This is a genomic window from Halobacterium sp. KA-4 (genome assembly GCF_021028995.1).
Lineage (GTDB): Archaea > Halobacteriota > Halobacteria > Halobacteriales > Halobacteriaceae > Halobacterium.
Window position 1 is genome coordinate 102,702 of record NZ_JAJJZG010000008.1, and the last position, 19,321, is coordinate 122,022.

General features: G+C 68.1%; 14 protein-coding genes and 1 pseudogene. 7 read left to right on the forward strand and 8 right to left on the reverse strand.

Features of this window, described 5'->3' with window-relative positions:
• Positions 1-152 precede the first annotated feature (152 nt).
• The gene (locus LPA44_RS10010; RefSeq protein WP_230889440.1) at positions 153-461 is read right to left on the reverse strand and encodes a non-histone chromosomal MC1 family protein; all 309 of its coding nucleotides are present in this window, start codon (positions 459-461) and stop codon (positions 153-155) included.
• Positions 462-686: 225 nt separating this feature from the next.
• On the opposite strand from LPA44_RS10010, the gene LPA44_RS10015 reads away from it, so the two are divergent.
• Positions 687-884 carry an AbrB/MazE/SpoVT family DNA-binding domain-containing protein gene (locus tag LPA44_RS10015; RefSeq protein ID WP_058984575.1) on the forward strand — a complete coding sequence of 66 codons (198 nt, stop codon included), beginning with the start codon at positions 687-689 and terminating at the stop codon, positions 882-884.
• Positions 885-889: 5 nt separating this feature from the next.
• Complete coding sequence (locus LPA44_RS10020) at positions 890-1,939, forward strand: quinone-dependent dihydroorotate dehydrogenase (RefSeq protein ID WP_230889441.1); 1,050 nt, start codon at positions 890-892, stop codon at positions 1,937-1,939.
• Positions 1,940-1,944: 5 nt separating this feature from the next.
• On the opposite strand, the gene pheT is transcribed toward LPA44_RS10020, so the two are convergent.
• The 7 genes from pheT to LPA44_RS10055 form a co-directional block, all read right to left on the reverse strand.
• Positions 1,945-3,687, reverse strand: a complete 1,743-nt coding sequence (gene pheT / locus LPA44_RS10025) for a phenylalanine--tRNA ligase subunit beta (protein WP_230889442.1) — start codon at positions 3,685-3,687, stop codon at positions 1,945-1,947.
• Positions 3,687-5,195: a phenylalanine--tRNA ligase subunit alpha gene (pheS, locus tag LPA44_RS10030; RefSeq protein WP_230889443.1), complete on the reverse strand. Its 1,509-nt coding sequence runs from the start codon at positions 5,193-5,195 to the stop codon at positions 3,687-3,689. The genes pheT and pheS overlap by 1 nt, the downstream gene beginning before the upstream one ends.
• A gap of 264 nt (positions 5,196-5,459) precedes the next feature.
• Positions 5,460-7,019, reverse strand: a complete 1,560-nt coding sequence (locus LPA44_RS10035; RefSeq protein ID WP_230889444.1) for a tryptophan--tRNA ligase — start codon at positions 7,017-7,019, stop codon at positions 5,460-5,462.
• Positions 7,020-7,021: 2 nt separating this feature from the next.
• Positions 7,022-8,053 carry a tRNA-intron lyase gene (endA, locus tag LPA44_RS10040; RefSeq protein ID WP_230889445.1) on the reverse strand — a complete coding sequence of 344 codons (1,032 nt, stop codon included), beginning with the start codon at positions 8,051-8,053 and terminating at the stop codon, positions 7,022-7,024.
• A gap of 25 nt (positions 8,054-8,078) precedes the next feature.
• Positions 8,079-8,831, reverse strand: coding sequence for an endonuclease NucS domain-containing protein (locus LPA44_RS10045; protein ID WP_230889446.1), 753 nt, complete (start codon positions 8,829-8,831; stop codon positions 8,079-8,081).
• 39 nt (positions 8,832-8,870) lie between these two features.
• Positions 8,871-11,207, reverse strand: coding sequence for a DEAD/DEAH box helicase (locus LPA44_RS10050; protein WP_230889447.1), 2,337 nt, complete (start codon positions 11,205-11,207; stop codon positions 8,871-8,873).
• A gap of 219 nt (positions 11,208-11,426) precedes the next feature.
• Positions 11,427-12,839 (reverse strand): MATE family efflux transporter, encoded by a 1,413-nt coding sequence (locus LPA44_RS10055; protein WP_230889448.1) that lies wholly within the window; start codon positions 12,837-12,839, stop codon positions 11,427-11,429.
• A 115-nt stretch (positions 12,840-12,954) separates the two neighbouring features.
• Here LPA44_RS10055 and lipA point away from each other — a divergent pair.
• The 5 genes and pseudogenes from lipA to lpdA form a co-directional block, all read left to right on the forward strand.
• Positions 12,955-13,902, forward strand: a pseudogene (lipA, locus tag LPA44_RS10060) (lipoyl synthase); the annotation flags it as partial.
• 382 nt (positions 13,903-14,284) lie between these two features.
• Positions 14,285-15,367, forward strand: coding sequence for a pyruvate dehydrogenase (acetyl-transferring) E1 component subunit alpha (gene pdhA / locus LPA44_RS10065; RefSeq protein WP_230889474.1), 1,083 nt, complete (start codon positions 14,285-14,287; stop codon positions 15,365-15,367).
• Position 15,368: 1 nt separating this feature from the next.
• Positions 15,369-16,346, forward strand: a complete 978-nt coding sequence (locus LPA44_RS10070; RefSeq protein ID WP_230889450.1) for an alpha-ketoacid dehydrogenase subunit beta — start codon at positions 15,369-15,371, stop codon at positions 16,344-16,346.
• Between the two features lies 1 nt (position 16,347).
• A complete protein-coding gene (locus LPA44_RS10075) occupies positions 16,348-17,838 on the forward strand; it encodes a dihydrolipoamide acetyltransferase family protein (protein WP_230889451.1) in 1,491 nt (496 codons plus the stop codon).
• On the forward strand, positions 17,838-19,262 hold the full coding sequence (gene lpdA / locus LPA44_RS10080) for a dihydrolipoyl dehydrogenase (protein WP_230889452.1): 1,425 nt from the start codon (positions 17,838-17,840) through the stop codon (positions 19,260-19,262). Before LPA44_RS10075 ends, lpdA begins: the two co-directional genes overlap by 1 nt.
• The last annotated feature ends 59 nt before the right edge of the window (positions 19,263-19,321 follow it).

The following is a 19,321-nucleotide window of genomic DNA, read 5'->3' on the forward strand; positions in this document are numbered from 1 at the left end:
GCGTGAAAGTACCGCGTGGGTGGAGGTCGACCGGTCGTCCCGCGCGAGTGCGTGCGGTCGGGCCGAGTGGTGCCCACGCAGCCGTCACTAGTCGTGGGAGTGACTAAGCCGTTACGCGTCGCACACGCGGACAAAAGATACGGCGAGCGGCGTCAGTCTTCGATGTGCTTGATGCCTTCCTTGGAGACGTTCGCTTTCGTAATCTCGCCGGGCATCCAGTCTGGTTTGTCGCCGGGGGCCTCCTCCTCCCACGCCCACGCTTCGTAGATGTGGACTTTGTCGGTGCCCTTCTCGCGGAGCCGGAGCTCCTTGCGGTCGGCGTCCTGTTCACTGTCGGCGACGTCCTCGATACGGCGAGCCGCTTTGAGCGCGGCCTGCCGTGGGGTGTTCCCGCTGAAGACGCTCGTCTCGTCGTCAGATTCTCGGAGCGCGAAGTTGCGCTTGCCGTCCTCACGTACCATGGTTTTGCTCCATGCTATGCGAACACAAGGACGGGTGATAAATATACCGCCGATTTTGCCGGTAGATTTATGTACTGAGTCGGCTGGTTCGGGGAAAGCTCCGACCTCCCAGGCCGACAGTCCGCCAGCCGTACTCGCTGCCAATCGCCGCCAGCGCGCGTCAACTCAGACGGTCGGAAGAACTTAAGTACGGTGTGCGGCGAAAGGCAACGTAGACACTTCGCGATGGTTCGCAAGAAGACGCTCAGCCCGAGTGGCGCCAAAGGCGACGACGGGGAGTACCACAACGCCCACGTCAACCTCCACGAGGACGAACTGTCGGTCGCCGGCCTCGACATCGGCGACGAAGTCTTCGTCAGGGTTCGCGAGGACAAAATCATCATCCAGAGAGCCGACCAGGACGACGTCGAGCACGACTTCTGACCGAGATGTACCGGCTGGCCAAACCGCTGTTGTTCCGGCTGCCCCCAGAGACCGCCCACGAAGCGATTACGGGGCTGCTCCGAGTCGCACAGCGCACACATCTCGAACGCGCGTACGCGGGCCACTACACGGTCGACGACGACCGACTGTCCATCGAGGCGTTCGACCAGTCGTTCCCGAACCCCGTCGGGGTGGCCGCGGGCTTCGACAAGAACGCCGAGATTCCACGAGCGCTGGCTGCGCTCGGGTTCGGCCACGTCGAGGTCGGCGCAGTCACCGCGGAGGGCCAGCCCGGCAACCCGAAGCCACGAATGTTCCGGCTCCAGGAGGACAACGCGCTCGTCAACCGAATGGGGTTCAACAACGCGGGCGCGGACGTCGTGGGCGAGCGGCTCGCCGAACAGCGCCTCCCGAACGTGCCCGTGGGCGTGAACATCGGGAAGTCGAAGTCCACGCCACTAGAAGACGCCCCCAACGACTACCGCTACACGTACGAGCAGGTGGCCGAAGACGGCGACTACTTCGTGGTGAACGTCTCCAGTCCGAACACGCCGGGGCTACGCGAGCTCCAGAACCGCGAGCAGCTGGCGGCGATTCTGGAGACGCTCCAGGACGCGGGCGCAGCACCCCTACTCGTGAAACTCTCCCCGGACCTCCACCGCGACGCCGTGATAGATGCCGTCGAACTCGCGAACGAACTCGGGCTGGACGGCGTCGTCGCGACGAACACGACGACCGACCGTCCCGACTCGCTCCGGAGCCCGAACGCCGCGGAGACGGGCGGGCTCTCCGGGCGGCCGATTCGGGAGCGCGCGACCGACCAGGTGCGGTTCGTCGCCGAGCGCACGGACCTCCCGGTGGTCGGCGTGGGTGGCGTGTTCACGGCGGAGGACGCCTACGAGAAGATTCGGGCGGGCGCGTCCGTCGTCCAACTGTACACGGGCCTCGTCTACCGCGGCCCCGGCATCGCGCGCGACATCAACGAGGGGCTGCTCGAACTGCTGGACCGCGACGGCTTCGCGTCAGTGGAGGACGCGGTCGGCGCGGACCTGTAACTGTTCTACCGGAGCGCGTCGAGTGCGAATTCGAAGCCGGCGACCGGCACTTCGACGTCGTGGTCGACGACGACCGCGGGATGGACTTCGCCGATGACGCCGACGTCCTCGCCGTCGATGACCACGCTCGCAGCGCGGCCGTCGATGAACGAGGGGTGCTCGGTGGCGGGCGTTTCGAGGTCGACGTGGAACTCCTCGCAGAGCGCCGCGAGTCGCGCCTTGGCGTCCTCGTAGGAGGCGTCGTGGCGCGCGAGCACGGCGGCGACCGTCCGCCGTTCGGCGACGCCCGTCTCCGTGGCGTCGTCGACGTGCGCGGCGAACCCGATTTCTGCGAGGTCCTGCGGGTACGACCGGTGCGTGTTGTTCTCCAGCACCGAAACCAGCGACGGCAGCGCCCACGTGCGGAGGATAGTGAAGTCCTCGCTGTACGGCTCGTCGATGGTCGCGGGTTCGGCAGCGCCGACAGCGGTGTCGCCCGAGCCGTCGGGCGACTGACCGGTATCCGGCGCGATGCGCATGCGCTCGAAGTTGTCGACCTCGTTGGTCATGTTGAAGTTCAGGAGGTCCTCGAAGCCGAGGCCGACGAGCGTCTCCCGGGCGGCGGCCTCCAGCCGCGACGTCTCCGTGCGCCCGCCGATGGTGCCGACGTCGGGGTAGCGCGGCACGAGGTTGTTGAACCCGTACGCGCGCCCGATGTCGTCGACGACGTCCACGGGGTGGAGGACGTCGACGCGGTACGGCGGAATCTCCACCTCGTAGGTGAGTTCGTCGCCACCCTCCGGTTCGGCATCGAGACCCGCACGTTCGGCGAGGTCGACGACCTCGTCGGGTTCGAGGTCGATGCCGAGCAGCGTCTCGACGCGCTCGTGGGGGACCTGTTTGGTCTGGACCTCGAAGTCCGGGCGTACGAGTTCGGTGTCGGCGTACTCGACGTTGACGTCCTCGACGGTGGCGCCGCGCGCGTCGAGCGCGTAACAGATGATGGCGCACATCCGGTCGATGGTCCACTGGTCGGTGCCAGTGAGTTCGACGAACAGTTCCCGGGAGTCCGTCGAGACCTCGGTCCGGCGGCCGTTGATGACCGGCGGGAAACTGAACATCCCGATGTCGTCGTAGATGGCGGGGTAGCGGTCGTAGTTCTCGAGCAGGTCGGCGTACTGCTCGCCGGTCGGGTGCTCGGTGAGCACTTCGGCGGGCGTGCGTTCGGCGTCGTCGTCGAGCGGCACGAACGTGTCGCCGTCCGGCTCAATGCCGGTGTACGTGATAGAGCGCCCAGCGGGGCCGTCCTCTTCACTGATGGATTCACCCTTGAGCATCGCGAGGTCGTGGATGCCGATGGCGCCCTTCGCGCGCTTGCGCCCCATCGTCGCGTGGAGTTTCTCCTGGAGTTGGATGAGCGAGTCGAGGGCGTCCTCGTCGAGGTCGACGCCGCGAACCACGGCGCCCGTGACGCAGGGCCGCTCGTCGGGGACGTCCTCGACGTTGATGGTCCACTCGGCGCTGTTCGTGTCGGGGACGTAGACGCCCCGGGTGTCGCCGTAGTGGTAGCGCAGCGAGCGCGCGATGCCCTCCACGGAGAGGCGGTCGAGGCGGTCGGCCTCGAATTCGAGTTTGAACTCGCCGTCGTCGGTCTCGCCTTCGTACTCGATGCCGAGGCCGAAGAGGTCGTCTTTGAGTTCGTCGTCGCTCTTCTCGGTGTGGCCGGTGAGCGTGCGGAGTTCGTCGGGGTCGATGTCGACGACGGGCATCAGTACACCACCTCCGCGTCCCGCAGGAAGTCGAGGTCACACAGCGTCCCGTGGACGTCGCGGATGTCCTCGAAGCCAGTGACCAACATCAGGAGCCGTTCGAGGGCGAGCCCCCACGCCATCACGTCGGCTTCGACGCCGAGCGGTTCGAGCATCTCCGGGCGGAAAATCCCGGAGTTCCCGATTTCGATGAGTTCGCCGGTCTCGGGGTGGCGGCCGAACAGTTCGAACGACGGCTCCGTGTAGGGGTTGTACGTGGGCTTGAATTCGATGTCCGTGATGCCGAACTGGCTGTAGAACTCCTGGAACGTCCCCATGAGGTCCCGGACGGAGAGGTCCTCGGCCATCACCCACCCCTCGATCTGGAAGAACTCCAGGAGGTGCGTGGCGTCGAGGGTGTCGTTGCGGTAGGCCTTCTCGACGCTGAAGTACCGCGCGGGCGCTTCCACGTCCTCACCGGCGACGCCGGAGAGGTAGCGGGCGGTGAGACTCGTCGTGTGCCCGCGGAGCGCGAGCGCACGCGCGAAGTCCTCGTCCCACGGCGAGTGGTAGCCGTCGCCGTCCGGCCCGACGCCCTCGCGATGGGCGCGTTCGACGCGCTCGACGAGGTCCTCGGGTAACTCGTCGATTTTCTCGGGCTGCTCCAGCGCGAACCGGTCCCAGTGGTTGCGCGCGGGGTGGTCCTGGGGCATGAACAGGCAGTCGTTGATGTAGAAGTCCGCGTCGACGTGCGGGCCCTCCATCTCCTGGAAGCCCATCCCGACGAGCACTTCCTTGACGCGCTCGGATGCCTGCCGGAGCACGTGCGTCTTCCCGGGCGTGTACTCGCCGGCGTCGGCTTCGACGTTGTAGTCGGCGAATTCGGCGTCCCGCCACTCGCCGGACGCGAGCATGTCGGGGGTGAGTTGGCCGACTTCCTCGGCGGCTTCGACGCCCGCCATAAGTTCGGTGACGCCCGCCTCCGTCAGCAGCACCGACCGGACGGTGCGCTCGCGGACGGCGACAAGGTCGCGGCGCGCCAACTGGTCGAGGGCGTCGTCGTCCTCGACGGTCCCGCCCTCGGCCAGCGTCTCGAGTGCGACGGCCTCCGCGTCCTCGCTGGGGTCGGCGTCGGGGTCCGCGGAGAGGTCGCCGCTGTCGATGCTCCCGTAGCCCTTCCGGGCGTAGTTCGAGAGCGCGATGTCGACCTGTGGGTTCTCCAACCCGGACGCACCGATGACTTCTCCCATCGAGACGGGTTCGTCGTCGGCGCCGGCGTCGAGGGCGGCCTCGTAGAGCCGGACCTCCGGCAGTCCGGCTTCGGCGTACTCGCGGCCTTCCTCGGTGAGTTCGACCTCTTCCTCGGTCTCTTCGATAACGTCCACGAGACCGGCGTCCTCCAGTTCGAACGCCGCGCCCGTGACCGTCTCCGGCGGCCGCTCGATGGCGGCCGCGAGGTCGGCGATGCGTCTCGGTTCGTCGGCGCTCGCCGCTTCGAGCACCGCGACCTGCTGTGGTGGCAGTTTCATTGTGCGTAGGGGTGTGTGGCAGTCAGTTATCCGTTCCGCTCCCAGCCCGAACGAGTGGGTTCGGCCCGCGACGACTCTCGCCGCCACTGGGCGTCCACCGGCTCGCTCAGGCGAAGAAGAAACCGAACCCCGGAGCTGCGGCTGCTCGACGTGCGCTGCGACCGGCGTGAGGTTCGGACGCCATGTGCGGGAGCATGGCACGACCAGTGAAAAGAATTCCGTCAGCGGTCCGCTCGGCCCGGGTTCGCTCAGTCCGCGGCCGCCCTACAGGCCGCCACGCGCCGAATTCAGTTCGACGTCGAGGCCCTCCAGCAGTTCCTCGGCTTCCTCGCGTTTCTCCTGGTGGTCTTCGAGGAACGCTTCCATGAGTTCGGCAGCCTCCTCCTTGCAGCCGCCACAGAGCCGTTCACCGCCCGCACACTCCTCGTAGACACGCTCGGCGAACTCGTCGTCGTCGCCAGCGAGGAGGTAGGCGTACAACTCGTAGACGGGGCACTTGTCGGGTTCGCCGCCGAGTTCGCGCTGCTTCTCGGCTGTCTCGCGGCCACCGGTGGTCGCGGCCTTGACCTTGTCGTAGCCGTCCTCGGGGTCGTCGAGGAGGCTGATGTGGCTGGCGGGAATCGACGAGGACATCTTCCCGCCGGTGAGCCCGGTCATGAAGCGGTGGTAGATCGAGGAGGGTGGCACGAAGCCGTAGCCGCCGTGGTCGACTTCGACGGCGAGCGCGAGGTCCTCGGCGGTCTCGCGGTCGATTTCGAAGGCGTCGACGTGGCCCTCGAAGACGCGCTTCTCGCCGACGACTTCGTCGATGAGCGCCTCGAACGCCTCGTCGGTGGCCTGCCGGTCGAAGAACCGAATCCGGGGACGGAGCGGCTCCATTCCGGCGTTGTCGAGTTTCTGGACGACCGACTCGACCACTTCGTCGTCGTAGGCGGCCGCGAGGTCGGCGTCCTCGCGCAGCCAGTCGGCGGCTTCCGCGCAGCGCGGGGAGCCGTGGTCCTCGGCGTACTGCTCGCGGGCGTCGTAGGCCGCGGCGACCAGCGGACGCTCGTCGTCGTCGAACGCGACGCTGGCGTACGCCTCGGTGACCTTGAAGTAGCGCGTGCGCTCGGCGAGGTCACGCGCGAGCCGCATGTGGGGGTCCTGGTCGGGGCCGACCGGGATGACGGTGGGCTTGGACTCCTCCAATTGCGGGTAGAGAATGTCCGCCATCTGGGTGACGACGCTCTGCATGTGGGAAACGTCGGTCTCGCCGTCGAACCCGTAGATGGCTTCGAATTCCGAGAAGTTCGCCTCCGCGCCGAGCTCGAACGCCAGGTCCTGGAGTTCGCGGTTCGCGGACTGGCGGTAGAGCGTGCCCTCCTCGGCGTCGAAGCCGAGCGCGAGCAGGCTGAGGAGGTAGTCCTTCGCGTGCTCGTCGATTTCGTCCCATGAGAGTCCGCGGGCAGCGTGGGCTTCGAGGTCCGCAATGAGCGCGTACGCGTCCGCGCCCTGCTGCTGATGCCAGACGATTTCGTCGAACACCATCTTGTGGCCGATGTGGGGGTCGCCGGTCGGCATGAACCCCGACAGCGCGGCGAACGGCTCGTCGTTGCGCATCGCGTCGGCGACGCGACGGTAGTCGCGGTGCCCGAAGATGATGGCGCGGCGCATCAGGAAGTGCGGGTCGGGCACCTCGTCGATGACGTCGTCGAAGGACTCGATGCCGAACTCCTCGAAGAGTTTGCGGTAGTCCGAGACCGTCGAGGAGCCCCACGGGTCGAGGGCGACGCTGTCCGCGCCCGGCGCGTCCTCGCCGTCCGTCTCGTTGTCTGTGTCGGTCATAGTTAGGGAGTGAGCCTGCTCACGGAGAGCCAGCGAATCGTGTCCGCACTGGGATTGTCGAGCGCAAAAACCATTCGCTTCCGGACCCCGTGGGCGAGCCGCACGTCCAGGGAGAGGTCCCGCGGCGCGAACACGTAGCCCGCGGGAAGCACGCGCACGAGCAGTTCGGAGTGGCCGAGTTCGTCGACGGACTCGACCTCGCTGTACACGCGGAAGTCCGCGCCGAATTTGAACCCGGTCTTCGGGACCATCCCGCGGTCGCGCAGCGCCCGGTAGACGCGCAGCCGGCGGTCGAAGCGGTCGGCTTCGCCAGCGCGCCCACGATCGACCACCGCCTCGACGTCGTCGTCCCCAAGGTCGAGGACGCCCTGCGCGGCGAGGTACGCGGCTTCCAGCAGTGAGAGTTGGAGCGCGTCGTACTCGGCCGCGCGGCCGCCGAGTGGCTGCCCGTAGAACCCCTGTTCGTGGAGTTCGCTGGGCGCGTCCCAGATGAGCACGCGGTCTTCGAGCAGCGTGCCGCGGACGCCGGTCGGCGGGGTGAAGTCGGTGTCGCCGTCGGGCTCGGTGGCGGCCACGTCGAGGTACGTGATTTCGCTCTCCTCGTCGACGACCGCGAGCACGACGTCGCCGAGGTCGCCGGCGGGTATCGTCACGCGCTCGTCGACGACGCGAATCCGGTGTTTCACGACGCCGTCGCCGGGCCCCTTCCCACGCGGGAAGACGACAAAGTCGCCGTCGCCGGGGTCGTCCCACCACGGATGGCGGTCGGGCGCGAGGTAGAAGCCGCGGTCGCGGAGGTCCGCGTAGACGAGGAAGCGCGCCGCGAAGCCGGCTTCCCGACCGGCGAAGAAGTCCCGGAACCCCGCGCCGTCGACGGCGTCGAGGTCGCCGCGGAACAGCAGGTGGGCGGCCTCCACGAGCGACAGCGCGATGGTGTTGCCGTCGAGCGGGTGGCCGTAGCCGCGGGCGTCGTGGAACCGCTGGCGGGCGTCGCCGCCGACCCGGACCTCGTCGCCGTGTAGCTCGCCGTCCATACCGGGAGTCTCGCGCGCCCGACGTTCAACTGTTGCGGTCGCGCCCTCCCGCACTCGGCGTCTGCTCGCAGTCGCCGTCGAGACACCGTCGTCCGCTCGGTGTCTCGAAGAGCGGTAGCCCGCACTCACAGGTCCCGTCGACGGTGCCGCGAGGCAGCCGATAGCTGGCGTCGCACTCCGGACAGGTCGCGTGGAGGCCGCGGTCGGCCTCGATTTCGAGTGCGGCGCCGCACCGACACGACCACTCGCCGTCGAAGCGCTCGGCCACGACATCGGCGATGGGCGTGCAGTCGCGGTCCAGACACGCCGTCACCGCGCCGCCGCGTTCCACCCGCAACTGGGGGAGCCCGCAGTCCGGACAGGGCTCGTCCACGACGGCGGCGTCCCGCGGAATCGCGTAACTCGTCCGGCAGTCGATACAGACGACGCGGCCGCCGTCCCGCACGAGCGTGCCGTCGCACTCGCACGTGCCGACCGGCGGTCCAGCGGGCGACGCGGGGTAGTGGGCGTCGCCGTGCTCGGTCGCGCTCTCCACGACGAGCCGTTCGTCGCCGTCCGCCGCGTCGATGCGAAACCCGCGGGCGTCCCGCGTGTACCGGACGACGCCCGGGCGCGTGAGCCACGCCGCGGGCTGGTAGCCGTCCGCGTCGTGGACGAGCACGGTGTCGTCGGGCTTCACGATGACGACGACGTCCCCGCGGAGGTCGCGCTCGGTTCGCCCATCGCTCTCGTAGCGGACGGCACACTCGCCGGCGAGCACGCGAATCGCGTCCTGCATACCCCGGGTTGGTCCCGGTTTCGTACTTGAACCTACGCGCTACTCGACGCGCACGGTCCGCGTCGCGGTGACGGGGAGCAGCGGCAGGTCCGAGAAGGAGACGGTGACCTCGAATTCGAGTTCGTCGGCGTCCGCACCGAACACGCCCACAGGAACCGAGAGTTCGTCGTCGAGGTAGCCCGTGGTTTCGGTCATCTCGACGCCGTTGACGGTGACCGCGACGCCGGCGGCCGCACCGCCCGCGCTGTTGCGGACGACGACTTCGCACATCTGGTTGTCGCCGACCGCGATGCTGTCGGGGAGGTCGCTCCAGTCGACGGTGACGTCGGGCATGTCGGCGGCCTGCTCGTAGACGCTCTCGGCGACGCCCGGGCCGAGCCCGGCTTCTTCGAGGCCGTCCTTGCCAGCCTCGCGGACGTCCGCGGGCGTCTCGATGCCCTCGTCGGCGAGCTTGTGCGCGCGGCCCGCAGCGACGCCGTCGAGCGCGGTGAGGCCGACTGCGTCCTCGGGGACGCCGGTGTCGATGCGGGCTTCGAGGCGGGCCGCGACGTTCGCGCCCGCGGGGTCGTCGTAGCGCTCGAAGAACGCGCCCAGCGCGGCGAGCAGGCGGAGCGCGTTCTGCTTGATAACCCACGCGTCCGAGCGCAGTTCCGGCGGAATAGAGCCGTCCATGCTCCCGCGCAGAATCGCGAGGACCTTCCGCGGGCCGGAGTCGAGGTCGTCGGCCTCGCTGCCGACGATTCTATCGACGGCGTCGCGCTCGGACTTGCGCGCGCTCACGCTGTCGAACTCGCCGGCGCTGGCGACCGCGCGGAGCACGCTGTCGGCGTCCCCGTCGCCGTCGGCCACGTCACGGAACTCGCGGGCGGTGTCCAGGCGGAGATAGTACGTCGACGCGAGCACGCCCAGCCGGGTCGCGGAGAGCCCGAGGTCGTCGTCGGTTTCCACGAACCCCTCCTCGACGAGGTCGTCGAGGGTGTCCCGGACGCGGTCCCGGAGCCCCGGGAAGTCGTAGTCGTCGGGCTCGGATTGGGCGCGCTGGTAGTAGAACGTCGTCTCCAGCCAGTCCATCACGTCCCCGAGCCCGCGAATCGTGCCCATCGCGATTTCGGCGTTCAGGTGCTCGGCGAGGTTGCCGGCGAGCCGCGACTCGATTTCCTTGCCCTCGCGGAGAAGTTCGCGGTACATGTCGGCGTCCGACTCGTCGCAGACCACCCAGCCGTAGCCGACGTCGTCGTAGCCGGGGCGGCCCGCGCGCCCGAGCATCTGGAGGACGTCCAGCGGGCTCATGTCGACCTCGCCTTCGAGGGGGTCGTGGAGTTTCGTGTCCCGGATGACGACGCAGCGCGCGGGGAGGTTGACGCCCCACGCGAGCGTCGACGTCGAGAACAAAATCCGAATCTTGCCCTCCCGGAACCACTCCTCGACGAGGTTCTTGTCGTGCGTGGAGAGACCGGCGTGGTGGAACGCGACGCCGTCCAGCACGGACTTCCGGAGCGTCGCGTTGTCCAGTTCCTCGGCGGCCGTGTGGAACTCGTAGTCCCCTCGCGAACCCACGGGAATGTCGCGCTCGCCGATTTCGTCTCTGGTCTTCTTCGCCGCCTGCACGGTGTCCTGCCGGCTGGAGACGAACACGAGCGCCTGCCCGTCCTCGCGGAGGTGGGGTTCGACGAGGTCCAGCGTCGTGAACAGCCGGCGATACTTGTCCGCGAACGGGTTGTCTCCGTGCGTGTATGTCCGCACGCCCGCGTGGAGGTCCACTGGCCGGTAGTCGTCGCCGAATTCGAAGGTCGTCTCGGGCTCCGCGTCGAGCCACGCCGCCACGTCGCCGATGTTCGGCATCGTGGCGGAGAGTGCGACCACGCGCGGGTCGCAGAGCCGCCGCCAGCGCGACACCACCACTTCCAGCACGCTGCCGCGCTTCTCGGAGTCGAGCAGGTGGACCTCGTCGATGACCACGCAGTCGACGTCCGTCACGAACGAGTAGCGCGGCGAGTCGTGTTTCCGGGTGGCGGAGTCGGCCTTCTCGGGCGTCATCACGAGCACGTCCGCGCGTTCCGCACGGCGGGGGTTGAGGTCCCGCTCGCCAGTGACGACGTACACCGAGTACCCGAGCTCCTCGAAGCGCTCCCACTCCGACTCTTTCTCGTTGGTGAGCGCGCGCAGGGGTGCGACGAACACCGCGGTGCCGCCGGCGTCGAGGGTCTGGCAGATGGCCAGTTCCGCGAGCGCGGTCTTCCCGCTGCCCGTCGGGGCGGACGCGACGACGTTGGCCTCGGAGTTCACGAGCGCTGGCACCGCCTCGCGCTGCATCTCGTTGAACTCGTCGAAGGGGAAGGCGTCGGCGAATTCGGGGACGACCTCGGCGACTTCCATCACCAGTTGGGGAAGGCGGGTGGGCGGATAGGCGTTTCCTTAGTGGCGTGGTTCGGAAGGAGCGAACGAAGTGAGCGAGTGAGAACCACGTTGATGCGAGCGGTGAACGGAGTGAACCGCGAGTGGCGTGAGCCTGAGGGAGTGAGCGAAGCGAATGACTGAGACTCACGGATACAGCGAACGCCCGGAAAGAGAAGCAACCCGTTCGATCCGGGATAGTCAGTCCGCTGCGTCCGCGGCCATCGAGGACGCGACGCGTTCGAGCAGCCCGCAGTCCGTCGAGTAGTAGAAGTAGGCGGTAACGCCGACGGCGGCAGCGACGTTCGACAGCGTGATCGCCCAGAACGCGGCGTACACCGGGATCGAGAGCACGACCACGTACGCGCCGACGACCGCGATGGGGAGCCGGACGACCCAGTACTGGAGCATCGTCGCGACCATCGACACTTGGGTCTTCCCGGCACCGTTGAAGCCGCCCTGCACGGGGTAAATGACCCCGAACGTCCAGTAGCCGACTGCGAGAATCTGGAGGTACGCGACCGTGTACGTGAGCGCGTCGCCGTCGAGGCTGGGCGCGAACACGTCAGCGAGGAGGCTGGGAATCGCGAATTGGACGACGCCGACGAGCGCGAGGGCGACGGTCGCGACGCCCGCGGCGAGCCAGGTCGCGCGGGTCGCCCGGGCGGGACGCTCCGCGCCGAGGTTCTGGCCGACGACGCTGGCGACCGCGCTCCCGACCGCGATGGCGGGGACGAACGCGAGCGTCGAGATGCGCATCCCGACGGTGTACGCCGCCAGTCCCGCGCTCCCGCCGACGCCGGAAACGATGGCGACCATGAGGAGGCGCGCGGTCTGTCGGCCGCCCTCCTGGCCGGCCTTCGGCACGCCGACTTCAAGGACGTCGCGCAGCGAATCGAGACGTAGTCGCATCGTCTCGCGCGTGTACGCGAAGCCAGTGAATTCGGTGGTGGCGAGCGCGACGGCGACACCGAACCCGGCGACGTAGCCACCGGCGGTGCCGAGCGCGGCACCGAGGATACCGTAACCAGCGAAGCCGGCGATGCCCCAGCCGACGACGAGGAACGGGTCGAGAACGACGTTGACGGCGACGACGACGACGTTGACGACGAGCGCCGCGCGGGAGTCTCCCCAGCCGACGAACGCGCCCTCGATGCCGTCGCTCATTCCGCCGAACACCATCCCGCCGAGGACGACGACGAGGTAGAGCGCGCCGAGTTCGACGACGACTTCGCCGGGGTCGAACAGGGTGAGCATGTCGGCGGCGAACAGGTACGCGAACGCGAGTGCCGCGAGGTTGAATAAGAGCGCGACGAGGATGGCGTGGAAGGCGGCGCGGCGCGCGGCTCCGTCCTTCTCCGCGCCGGCGTGCTGGGCGACGAGCACCTGCCCGCCGGTCAGCGCGACGTGGTTGCCGAGCGTCAGGAGCGCGAGCACCGGCGCGACGAGGCCGACGGCGGCGACCGCTTCCTCGCTGACGCGGCCGAGCCAGAACGCGTCGACGACCTGCTGGAGGACGACGACGTACTGCTGGACGACCAGCGGGGCGGCGACGTAGAACAGCGCCCGGGAGAGCGGACCGTCGGTTATCTCCTCGCGAGACACGTCAAACATTTTGTTTCTTGTGGGTAGTTTGAACGTCCGGGCGGCCCCTCTTTAACATGCAGGGTGCGCTCTCACGGCACGTTGCCGGCGCCCCGAACCCCACAGTTTTTGCGGTGCCCCGCGAAGGGGGTCCATGAGCAGTCGGCGGAAGCCGGACTGGCTGAAGATGCGGCCGCCGTCCGGCGAGCGATTCACGGACATCAAGGAGACGCTCCGAGAGCACGACCTCCACACCGTCTGCGAGGAGGCCTCCTGCCCCAACATGGGCGAGTGCTGGAGCGGCCGCAACGGCCCCGGCACCGCCACGTTCATGCTGATGGGCGACCGGTGCTCGCGAGGCTGCAACTTCTGCGACGTCCAGACCGGCGGGATGGAGTCACTGGACCCCGACGAGCCCGCCAACGTCGCGGAATCCGTCGCGAAAATCGGGCTGGATTACGTCGTCCTCACCTCCGTCGACCGCGACGACCTCGACGACCAGGGCGCGGGCCACTTCGCGCAGACGATTCGGGAAATCAAAGAGCGCGACCCCTCGATTCTGGTGGAGGTGCTGATTCCGGACTTCCAGGGCGAGGAGCGCCTCGTCCGGAAAATCATCGACGCCGGCCCGGACGTCATCGCGCACAACGTCGAGACCGTCGAACGCCGCCAGTTCCCGGTGCGTGACCGCCGCGCGGGCTACGAGCAGTCCCTCGCGGTGCTCGACCAGGTGGACCGCGAGTCCGACATCTACACGAAGACTAGCCTGATGCTCGGCGTCAGCGAGTACGACCACGAGGTCTACCAGACCCTGGGCGACCTCCGCGAGGTCGGCGTGGACGTAGTGACGCTCGGCCAGTACCTCCAACCGTCGCGCTCGCACCTCGACGTCGCCGACTACGTCCACCCACAGAAGTTCGAAACGTGGCGCCGCGTCGCCGAGGACGAGTTCGACTTCCTCTACTGCGCCTCCGGCCCGATGGTCCGCTCCTCCTACAAGGCCGGCGAGTTGTTCGTCGACGCGGTGCTTCGGGAAGGGAAGAGCATCGAGGAAGCGCGCAGCGAGGCGCGACAACGGAGCGCCTCGGACTGAGCGAGCGGCGTCAGCCGCGAGCAGGGAGGACGCCCGAAGGGCGGCCTCCGACTGAGTGCGTGCTCGACCGGAGGGAGAGCACGAAACGGCGAACCACGAGACGCGCGAGCCGTGAGCGAACCACCACGCGACCCCGCATCTGAACGACGCCGAACTCCGGCAATACTTCGAGTAGGGTGTCTGTACGCCCAATTTACTAACCTAGTATCGAACGTTCAGCGAGTAACGTCGGGAAGTTGTGAACGAGAGTTGTGAAAAATGCCGTGTCGGTAACCCGCTAGAAAGACCGTTACGAAAATCATATGGTCGCAGGGGGTGATTCTCCACACATGTCAGGACGGGGGTACCCGTGACTGCGACCGTGCATCGAGAACCCGACGACATGGTACGGGTGCTCGACGAGGACGGCGAGGTCGTCGACGGCGCCGAGGTCCCGGACCTCGACGACGACGAGCTCGTCGAGATGTACCGGACGATGAAGCTCGCTCGGCGCTTCGACGAGCGGGCGGTGAGCCTCCAGCGGCAGGGTCGCATCGGCACGTACCCGCCGCTGTCGGGGCAGGAAGGCGCACAGGTCGGCTCCGCGATGGCGCTCGGCGACGGCGACTGGATGGTGCCGAGTTACCGCGAGCACGCCGCAGCGCTCGTGCAGGGCCTCCCGCTGAAGCAGACGCTGCGGCTCTGGATGGGCGACGAGAACGGCGCGCGCGTCCCCGAGGACGTGAACCTGTTCACCGTCGCGGTGCCCATCGCGTCCCAGATTCCGCACGCGACCGGGCTGGCGTGGGCGTCGAAGCTGAAGGACGAACAGGACAAGGCGTTCCTCTGTTACTTCGGGGACGGCGCGACCAGCGAGGGCGACTTCCACGAGGGCCTGAACTTCGCGGGCGTCTTCGACACACCGAACGTGTTCTTCTGCAACAACAACCAGTGGGCCATCAGCGTGCCCCGTGAGCGGCAGACGGCGTCGAAGACGCTCGCGCAGAAGGCCGAAGCGTACGGCTTCGAGGGCGTGCAGGTCGACGGGATGGACCCGCTGGCGGTGTACGCGGTGACGAAGGCGGCCGTCGAGAAGGCCAAAGAGCCCACCGAGGGCGAACTGCGGCCGACGATGATCGAGGCGGTCCAGTACCGCTTCGGCGCGCACACGACCGCCGACGACCCCTCCGTCTACCGCGAGGAGGAAGAGGTCGAGAAGTGGAAGGCGAAGGACCCGATTCCGCGCCTCGAGAAGTATCTGCAGCGGACCGACCGGCTGGACGACGAGGCGATTACGGACATCGAGGAGGACGTCGAAGACCGCGTGGCGGACGCCATCGCGGCCGCCGAGGAGACGCCGCGGCCCGACCCCGTGGAGATGTTCCAGAACGTCTACGCGGAGATGCCGGGCCGGCTCGAGAAACAACTGGAGTGGTTCCAGTCCATCCGCGCCGAACACGGCGACGAAGCGCTACTGGAGGACTAACATGGGAGAGAACTTGACGCTAGTGCAGGCGGTACGGGACGGCCTCCGCGACGAGATGGCCGAGGACGACGACGTGCTCGTGATGGGCGAGGACGTCGGGAAGAACGGCGGCGTGTTCCGCGCGACCGAGGGGCTCTACGACGAATTCGGCGAGGAACGCGTCGTCGACACGCCGCTGGCGGAGTCCGGCATCATCGGCTCCGCCATCGGGATGGCCGCGTACGGCCTGAAGCCGGTCCCGGAAATCCAGTTCTCCGGGTTCATGTACCCGGGCTTCGACCAGATTGTGAGCCACATGGCGCGGCTGCGGACGCGCTCCCGCGGTCGGTTCACGTGCCCGATGGTGTTGCGCGCGCCGTTCGGCGGCGGCATCCGCGCGCCAGAACACCACTCCGAGTCGAAGGAAGCGTTCTACGTCCACGAGGCCGGGCTCAAGGTCGCGATTCCGAGCACGCCCCACGACGCGAAGGGAATGCTCATCGCGGCGATTCGGGACCCGGACCCCGTCATCTTCCTCGAGCCGAAGAAAATCTACCGCGCGTTCCGCGAGGAAGTGCCCGACGGCCCCTACGAAGTCGAACTCGGGGAGGCCGCCGTCCGCCGCGAGGGCAGCGACATCTCCGTGTTCACGTGGGGCGCGATGACCCGGCCGACGCTGGAAGCCGCAGAGAACATGGCGGACGACGTGGACGTGGAGGTCGTGGACCTCCGGACGCTGAGCCCGCTCGACGAGGAGACCGTCGTGGAGTCCTTCGAGAAGACGGGACGAGCAGCCATCGTCCACGAGGCGCCGAAGACGGCGGGCGTCGGCGCGGAACTCACCGCGACGCTCCAGGAGGAGGCGCTGCTCCACCAGGAGGCACCGATAAAGCGCGTCACGGGGTTCGACGTGCCGTTCCCGCTGGCCGCGCTGGAAGACTACTACCTGCCCGAACCCGAGCGCATCGAGTCGGGCATCCGGGAGACCGTGGAGTTCTGAGATGGCACGAGAGTTCAAACTACCCGACGTCGGCGAGGGCGTAGCGGAGGGCGAAATCGTCAGTTGGCTGGTCTCGGAGGGCGACACCGTCTCCGAGGACCAGCCGGTCGCCGAGGTGGAGACCGACAAGGCGGTCGTCGAGGTCCCGTCCCCGGTGAACGGCACGGTCCGAACCCTGCACTACGACGCGGGCGACGTGGTGCCGGTCGGCGACGTCATCGTCACCTTCGACGTGGAGGGCGAGGCAGCCGAAGCGACGGAAGAATCGGCGGGCGAGGAAGCCACCGAGGAAGTCGAGGCTACGACGAAGTCCGCGACGGAGCAGGCGTCGACGCGGACGTTCGCGCCGCCGAGCGTGCGGCGCCTCGCGCGCGAACTCGACGTCGACCTCGATTCCGTGGAGGGCACGGGACCGTCGGGACGCGTGACCGAGGGCGACGTGCGCGCGGCAGCGGAAAGCCACGCGACCGAGCCACAGGAGGAGCCACCGGATGAGGTGCGCTCCGCCGTGGAGCCGGTCGGCGAGCAGGCCGCCGAGCACACGGAAGCCGAGACACCCGCGGTGGAGTCGGCGACCGAACCGGCGGGCCGCGAGAAGACGCTCGCCGCGCCCGCGACCCGCGGGCTGGCGAAGGAACTCGGCGTGAACATCCACGACGTGCCGGCCGTCGAGGAGCGCGACGGCGAGGCGTTCGTCACCGCCGAAGCGGTCCAAGAGTACGCAGAAGGCGGCACTGCCGCGCAGGGTGAGGCGACGGCCGCCGCGCCCGAGAGTGAACGCGAGTTCGTCGAGGGCGGCGAGACGACGCAGCCGTACCGCGGCGTCCGCCGCAGCATCGGCGAGCAGATGGCCGAGTCGAAGTACACCGCGCCCCACGTCACGCACCACGACACGGCGGTCATCGACGACCTCGTGGAGACGCGGACGAAGCTCAAGGAGCGCGCGGCCGAGCAGGACGTGAAACTCACGTACCTGCCGTTCGTGATGAAGGCGGTCGTCTCGGGGCTGCAGGAGTACCCGATTCTGAACTCCGAACTCCGCGAGGACGAGGAGGCAATCGCGCTCAAGCACGAGTACAACGTCGGCGTCGCGGTGGCGACCGACCACGGGCTGATGGTGCCGGTCGTGAAGCACGTCGACCAGAAGTCAATCCTCGAAATCGCCGACGAGGTGAACGAACTCGCGGCGAAGGCCCGGGACCGCTCGATTTCCCGGTCGGAGATGCAGGGCGGGACGTTCACCATCACGAATTTCGGCGCGGTCGGCGGCGAGTACGCGACGCCCATCATCAACTACCCCGAGACCGCGATTCTCGGGCTGGGCGGCATCGACGAGCGGCCGGTCGCCGAGGACGGCGAGGTGCGGGCGGCCCACACGCTGCCGCTGTCGCTGTCCATCGACCACCGCGTCATCGACGGCGCGGAGGCCGCGCGGTTCACGAATCACGTGATGGAGCGACTGACCGACCCCGAACTACTACTACTCGAATAATGGTTGTTGGAGACGTATCTACTGGAACGGACGTGGCGGTCGTCGGCGGCGGGCCGGGCGGCTACGTCGCGGCGATTCGCGCCGCACAGCTCGGCCTCGACGCGACGCTCGTAGAGATGGACGCCTACGGCGGGACGTGCCTGAACTACGGCTGCATCCCCTCGAAGGCCCTGATTACGGCGACGGACGTCGCCCACGACGCGGGCAATGCCGAGGAGATGGGAATCTACGCCGACCCCGACGTCGACTTCGGGGAGATGGTCGCCTGGAAGGACGGCGTGGTCGACCAGCTCACCGGCGGTGTCGAGAAGCTCTGCAAGGCCAACGGCGTCAACCTCATGGAGGGCCGCGCGGAGTTCGCGGGCAACGACAAACTCCGCGTCGTCCACGGGGGCGAGGGCCAGGGCTCTGAGACCATCGAGTACGAGCACTGCATTGTCGCGACCGGCTCGCGACCCATCGAGGTGCCGGGCTTCGGCTTCGACGCCGATTCCGTGCTCGATTCGCGGCAGGCGCTCGCGATGGACGAACTCCCGGACTCCATCGTGGTCGTGGGCGCGGGCTACATCGGGATGGAGATTTCGACCGTGCTCGCGAAGCTCGGCGTCGACGTCACCGTCGTAGAGATGCTCGACGAGGCGCTGGCGGGCTACCCCGACGACCTCACGCAGCCCGTCAAGCAGCGCGCGGAAGACCTCGGTATCGACTTCGAGTTCGGGCTCGCCGCCGACTCCTGGGAGGAGCGAGACGACGGCATCGTCGTCACTGCCGAAGACGAGAACGGCGAGACAACCGAATTCGAGACCGACAACGTGCTCGTGGCGGTCGGCCGCGAGCCCGTGACGGACACGCTGAACCTGGACGCAATCGACCTCAAACCGAACGAGGACGGCCGCCTCGAAACCGACGACCAGGCGCGCACGGCCGTCGAGAACGTCTTCGCCATCGGCGACGTCGCGCCCGGGCCGATGCTCGCGCACAAGGCCAGCAAAGAGGGACAGGTCGCGGCCGAAGTCGCGGCCGGCGAGCCCGCGGCGCTGGACTACCAAGCCATCCCCGCAGCGGTGTTCACGGACCCCGAAATCGCGACCGTCGGCCTCACCGAGGACGAGGCCAGCGCGGAGGGCTTCGAGCCAGCGGTCGGCACGTTCCCGTTCCGCGCGAGCGGTCGCGCACTCACGACCGGGGACAGCGAGGGGTTCGTCCGCGTCGTCGCCGACGAGGAGTCGGGCTTCCTGCTCGGTGCGCAGATTGTGGGACCGGAAGCCAGCGAACTGATTGCCGAACTCGGCCTCGCTATCGAGATGGGCGCCACGCTCGAAGACGTCGCCGCCACGATTCACACGCACCCGACGCTCGCGGAGTCGACGATGGAAGCCGCCGAGCACGCGCTCGGCCACGCCATCCACACGCTGAACCGGTAGCCAGCGCAAATTCTGTCGCCCCGACGCCCTTTTCCCACCTCCGCCGCGTACGGGAGCGC

Excerpts from the sequence above, each read along its gene's own strand:
- LPA44_RS10010 (WP_230889440.1), bottom strand. The coding sequence starts at position 461 with ATGGTACGTGAGGACGGCAAGCGCAACTTCGCGCTCCGAGAATCTGAC.
- LPA44_RS10015 (WP_058984575.1), top strand. The coding sequence starts at position 687 with ATGGTTCGCAAGAAGACGCTCAGCCCGAGTGGCGCCAAAGGCGACGAC.
- LPA44_RS10020 (WP_230889441.1), top strand. The coding sequence starts at position 890 with ATGTACCGGCTGGCCAAACCGCTGTTGTTCCGGCTGCCCCCAGAGACC.
- pheT (WP_230889442.1), bottom strand. The coding sequence starts at position 3,687 with ATGCCCGTCGTCGACATCGACCCCGACGAACTCCGCACGCTCACCGGC.
- pheS (WP_230889443.1), bottom strand. The coding sequence starts at position 5,195 with ATGAAACTGCCACCACAGCAGGTCGCGGTGCTCGAAGCGGCGAGCGCC.
- LPA44_RS10035 (WP_230889444.1), bottom strand. The coding sequence starts at position 7,019 with ATGACCGACACAGACAACGAGACGGACGGCGAGGACGCGCCGGGCGCG.
- endA (WP_230889445.1), bottom strand. The coding sequence starts at position 8,053 with ATGGACGGCGAGCTACACGGCGACGAGGTCCGGGTCGGCGGCGACGCC.
- LPA44_RS10045 (WP_230889446.1), bottom strand. The coding sequence starts at position 8,831 with ATGCAGGACGCGATTCGCGTGCTCGCCGGCGAGTGTGCCGTCCGCTAC.
- LPA44_RS10050 (WP_230889447.1), bottom strand. The coding sequence starts at position 11,207 with ATGGAAGTCGCCGAGGTCGTCCCCGAATTCGCCGACGCCTTCCCCTTC.
- LPA44_RS10055 (WP_230889448.1), bottom strand. The coding sequence starts at position 12,839 with ATGTTTGACGTGTCTCGCGAGGAGATAACCGACGGTCCGCTCTCCCGG.
- pdhA (WP_230889474.1), top strand. The coding sequence starts at position 14,285 with ATGGTACGGGTGCTCGACGAGGACGGCGAGGTCGTCGACGGCGCCGAG.
- LPA44_RS10070 (WP_230889450.1), top strand. The coding sequence starts at position 15,369 with ATGGGAGAGAACTTGACGCTAGTGCAGGCGGTACGGGACGGCCTCCGC.
- LPA44_RS10075 (WP_230889451.1), top strand. The coding sequence starts at position 16,348 with ATGGCACGAGAGTTCAAACTACCCGACGTCGGCGAGGGCGTAGCGGAG.
- lpdA (WP_230889452.1), top strand. The coding sequence starts at position 17,838 with ATGGTTGTTGGAGACGTATCTACTGGAACGGACGTGGCGGTCGTCGGC.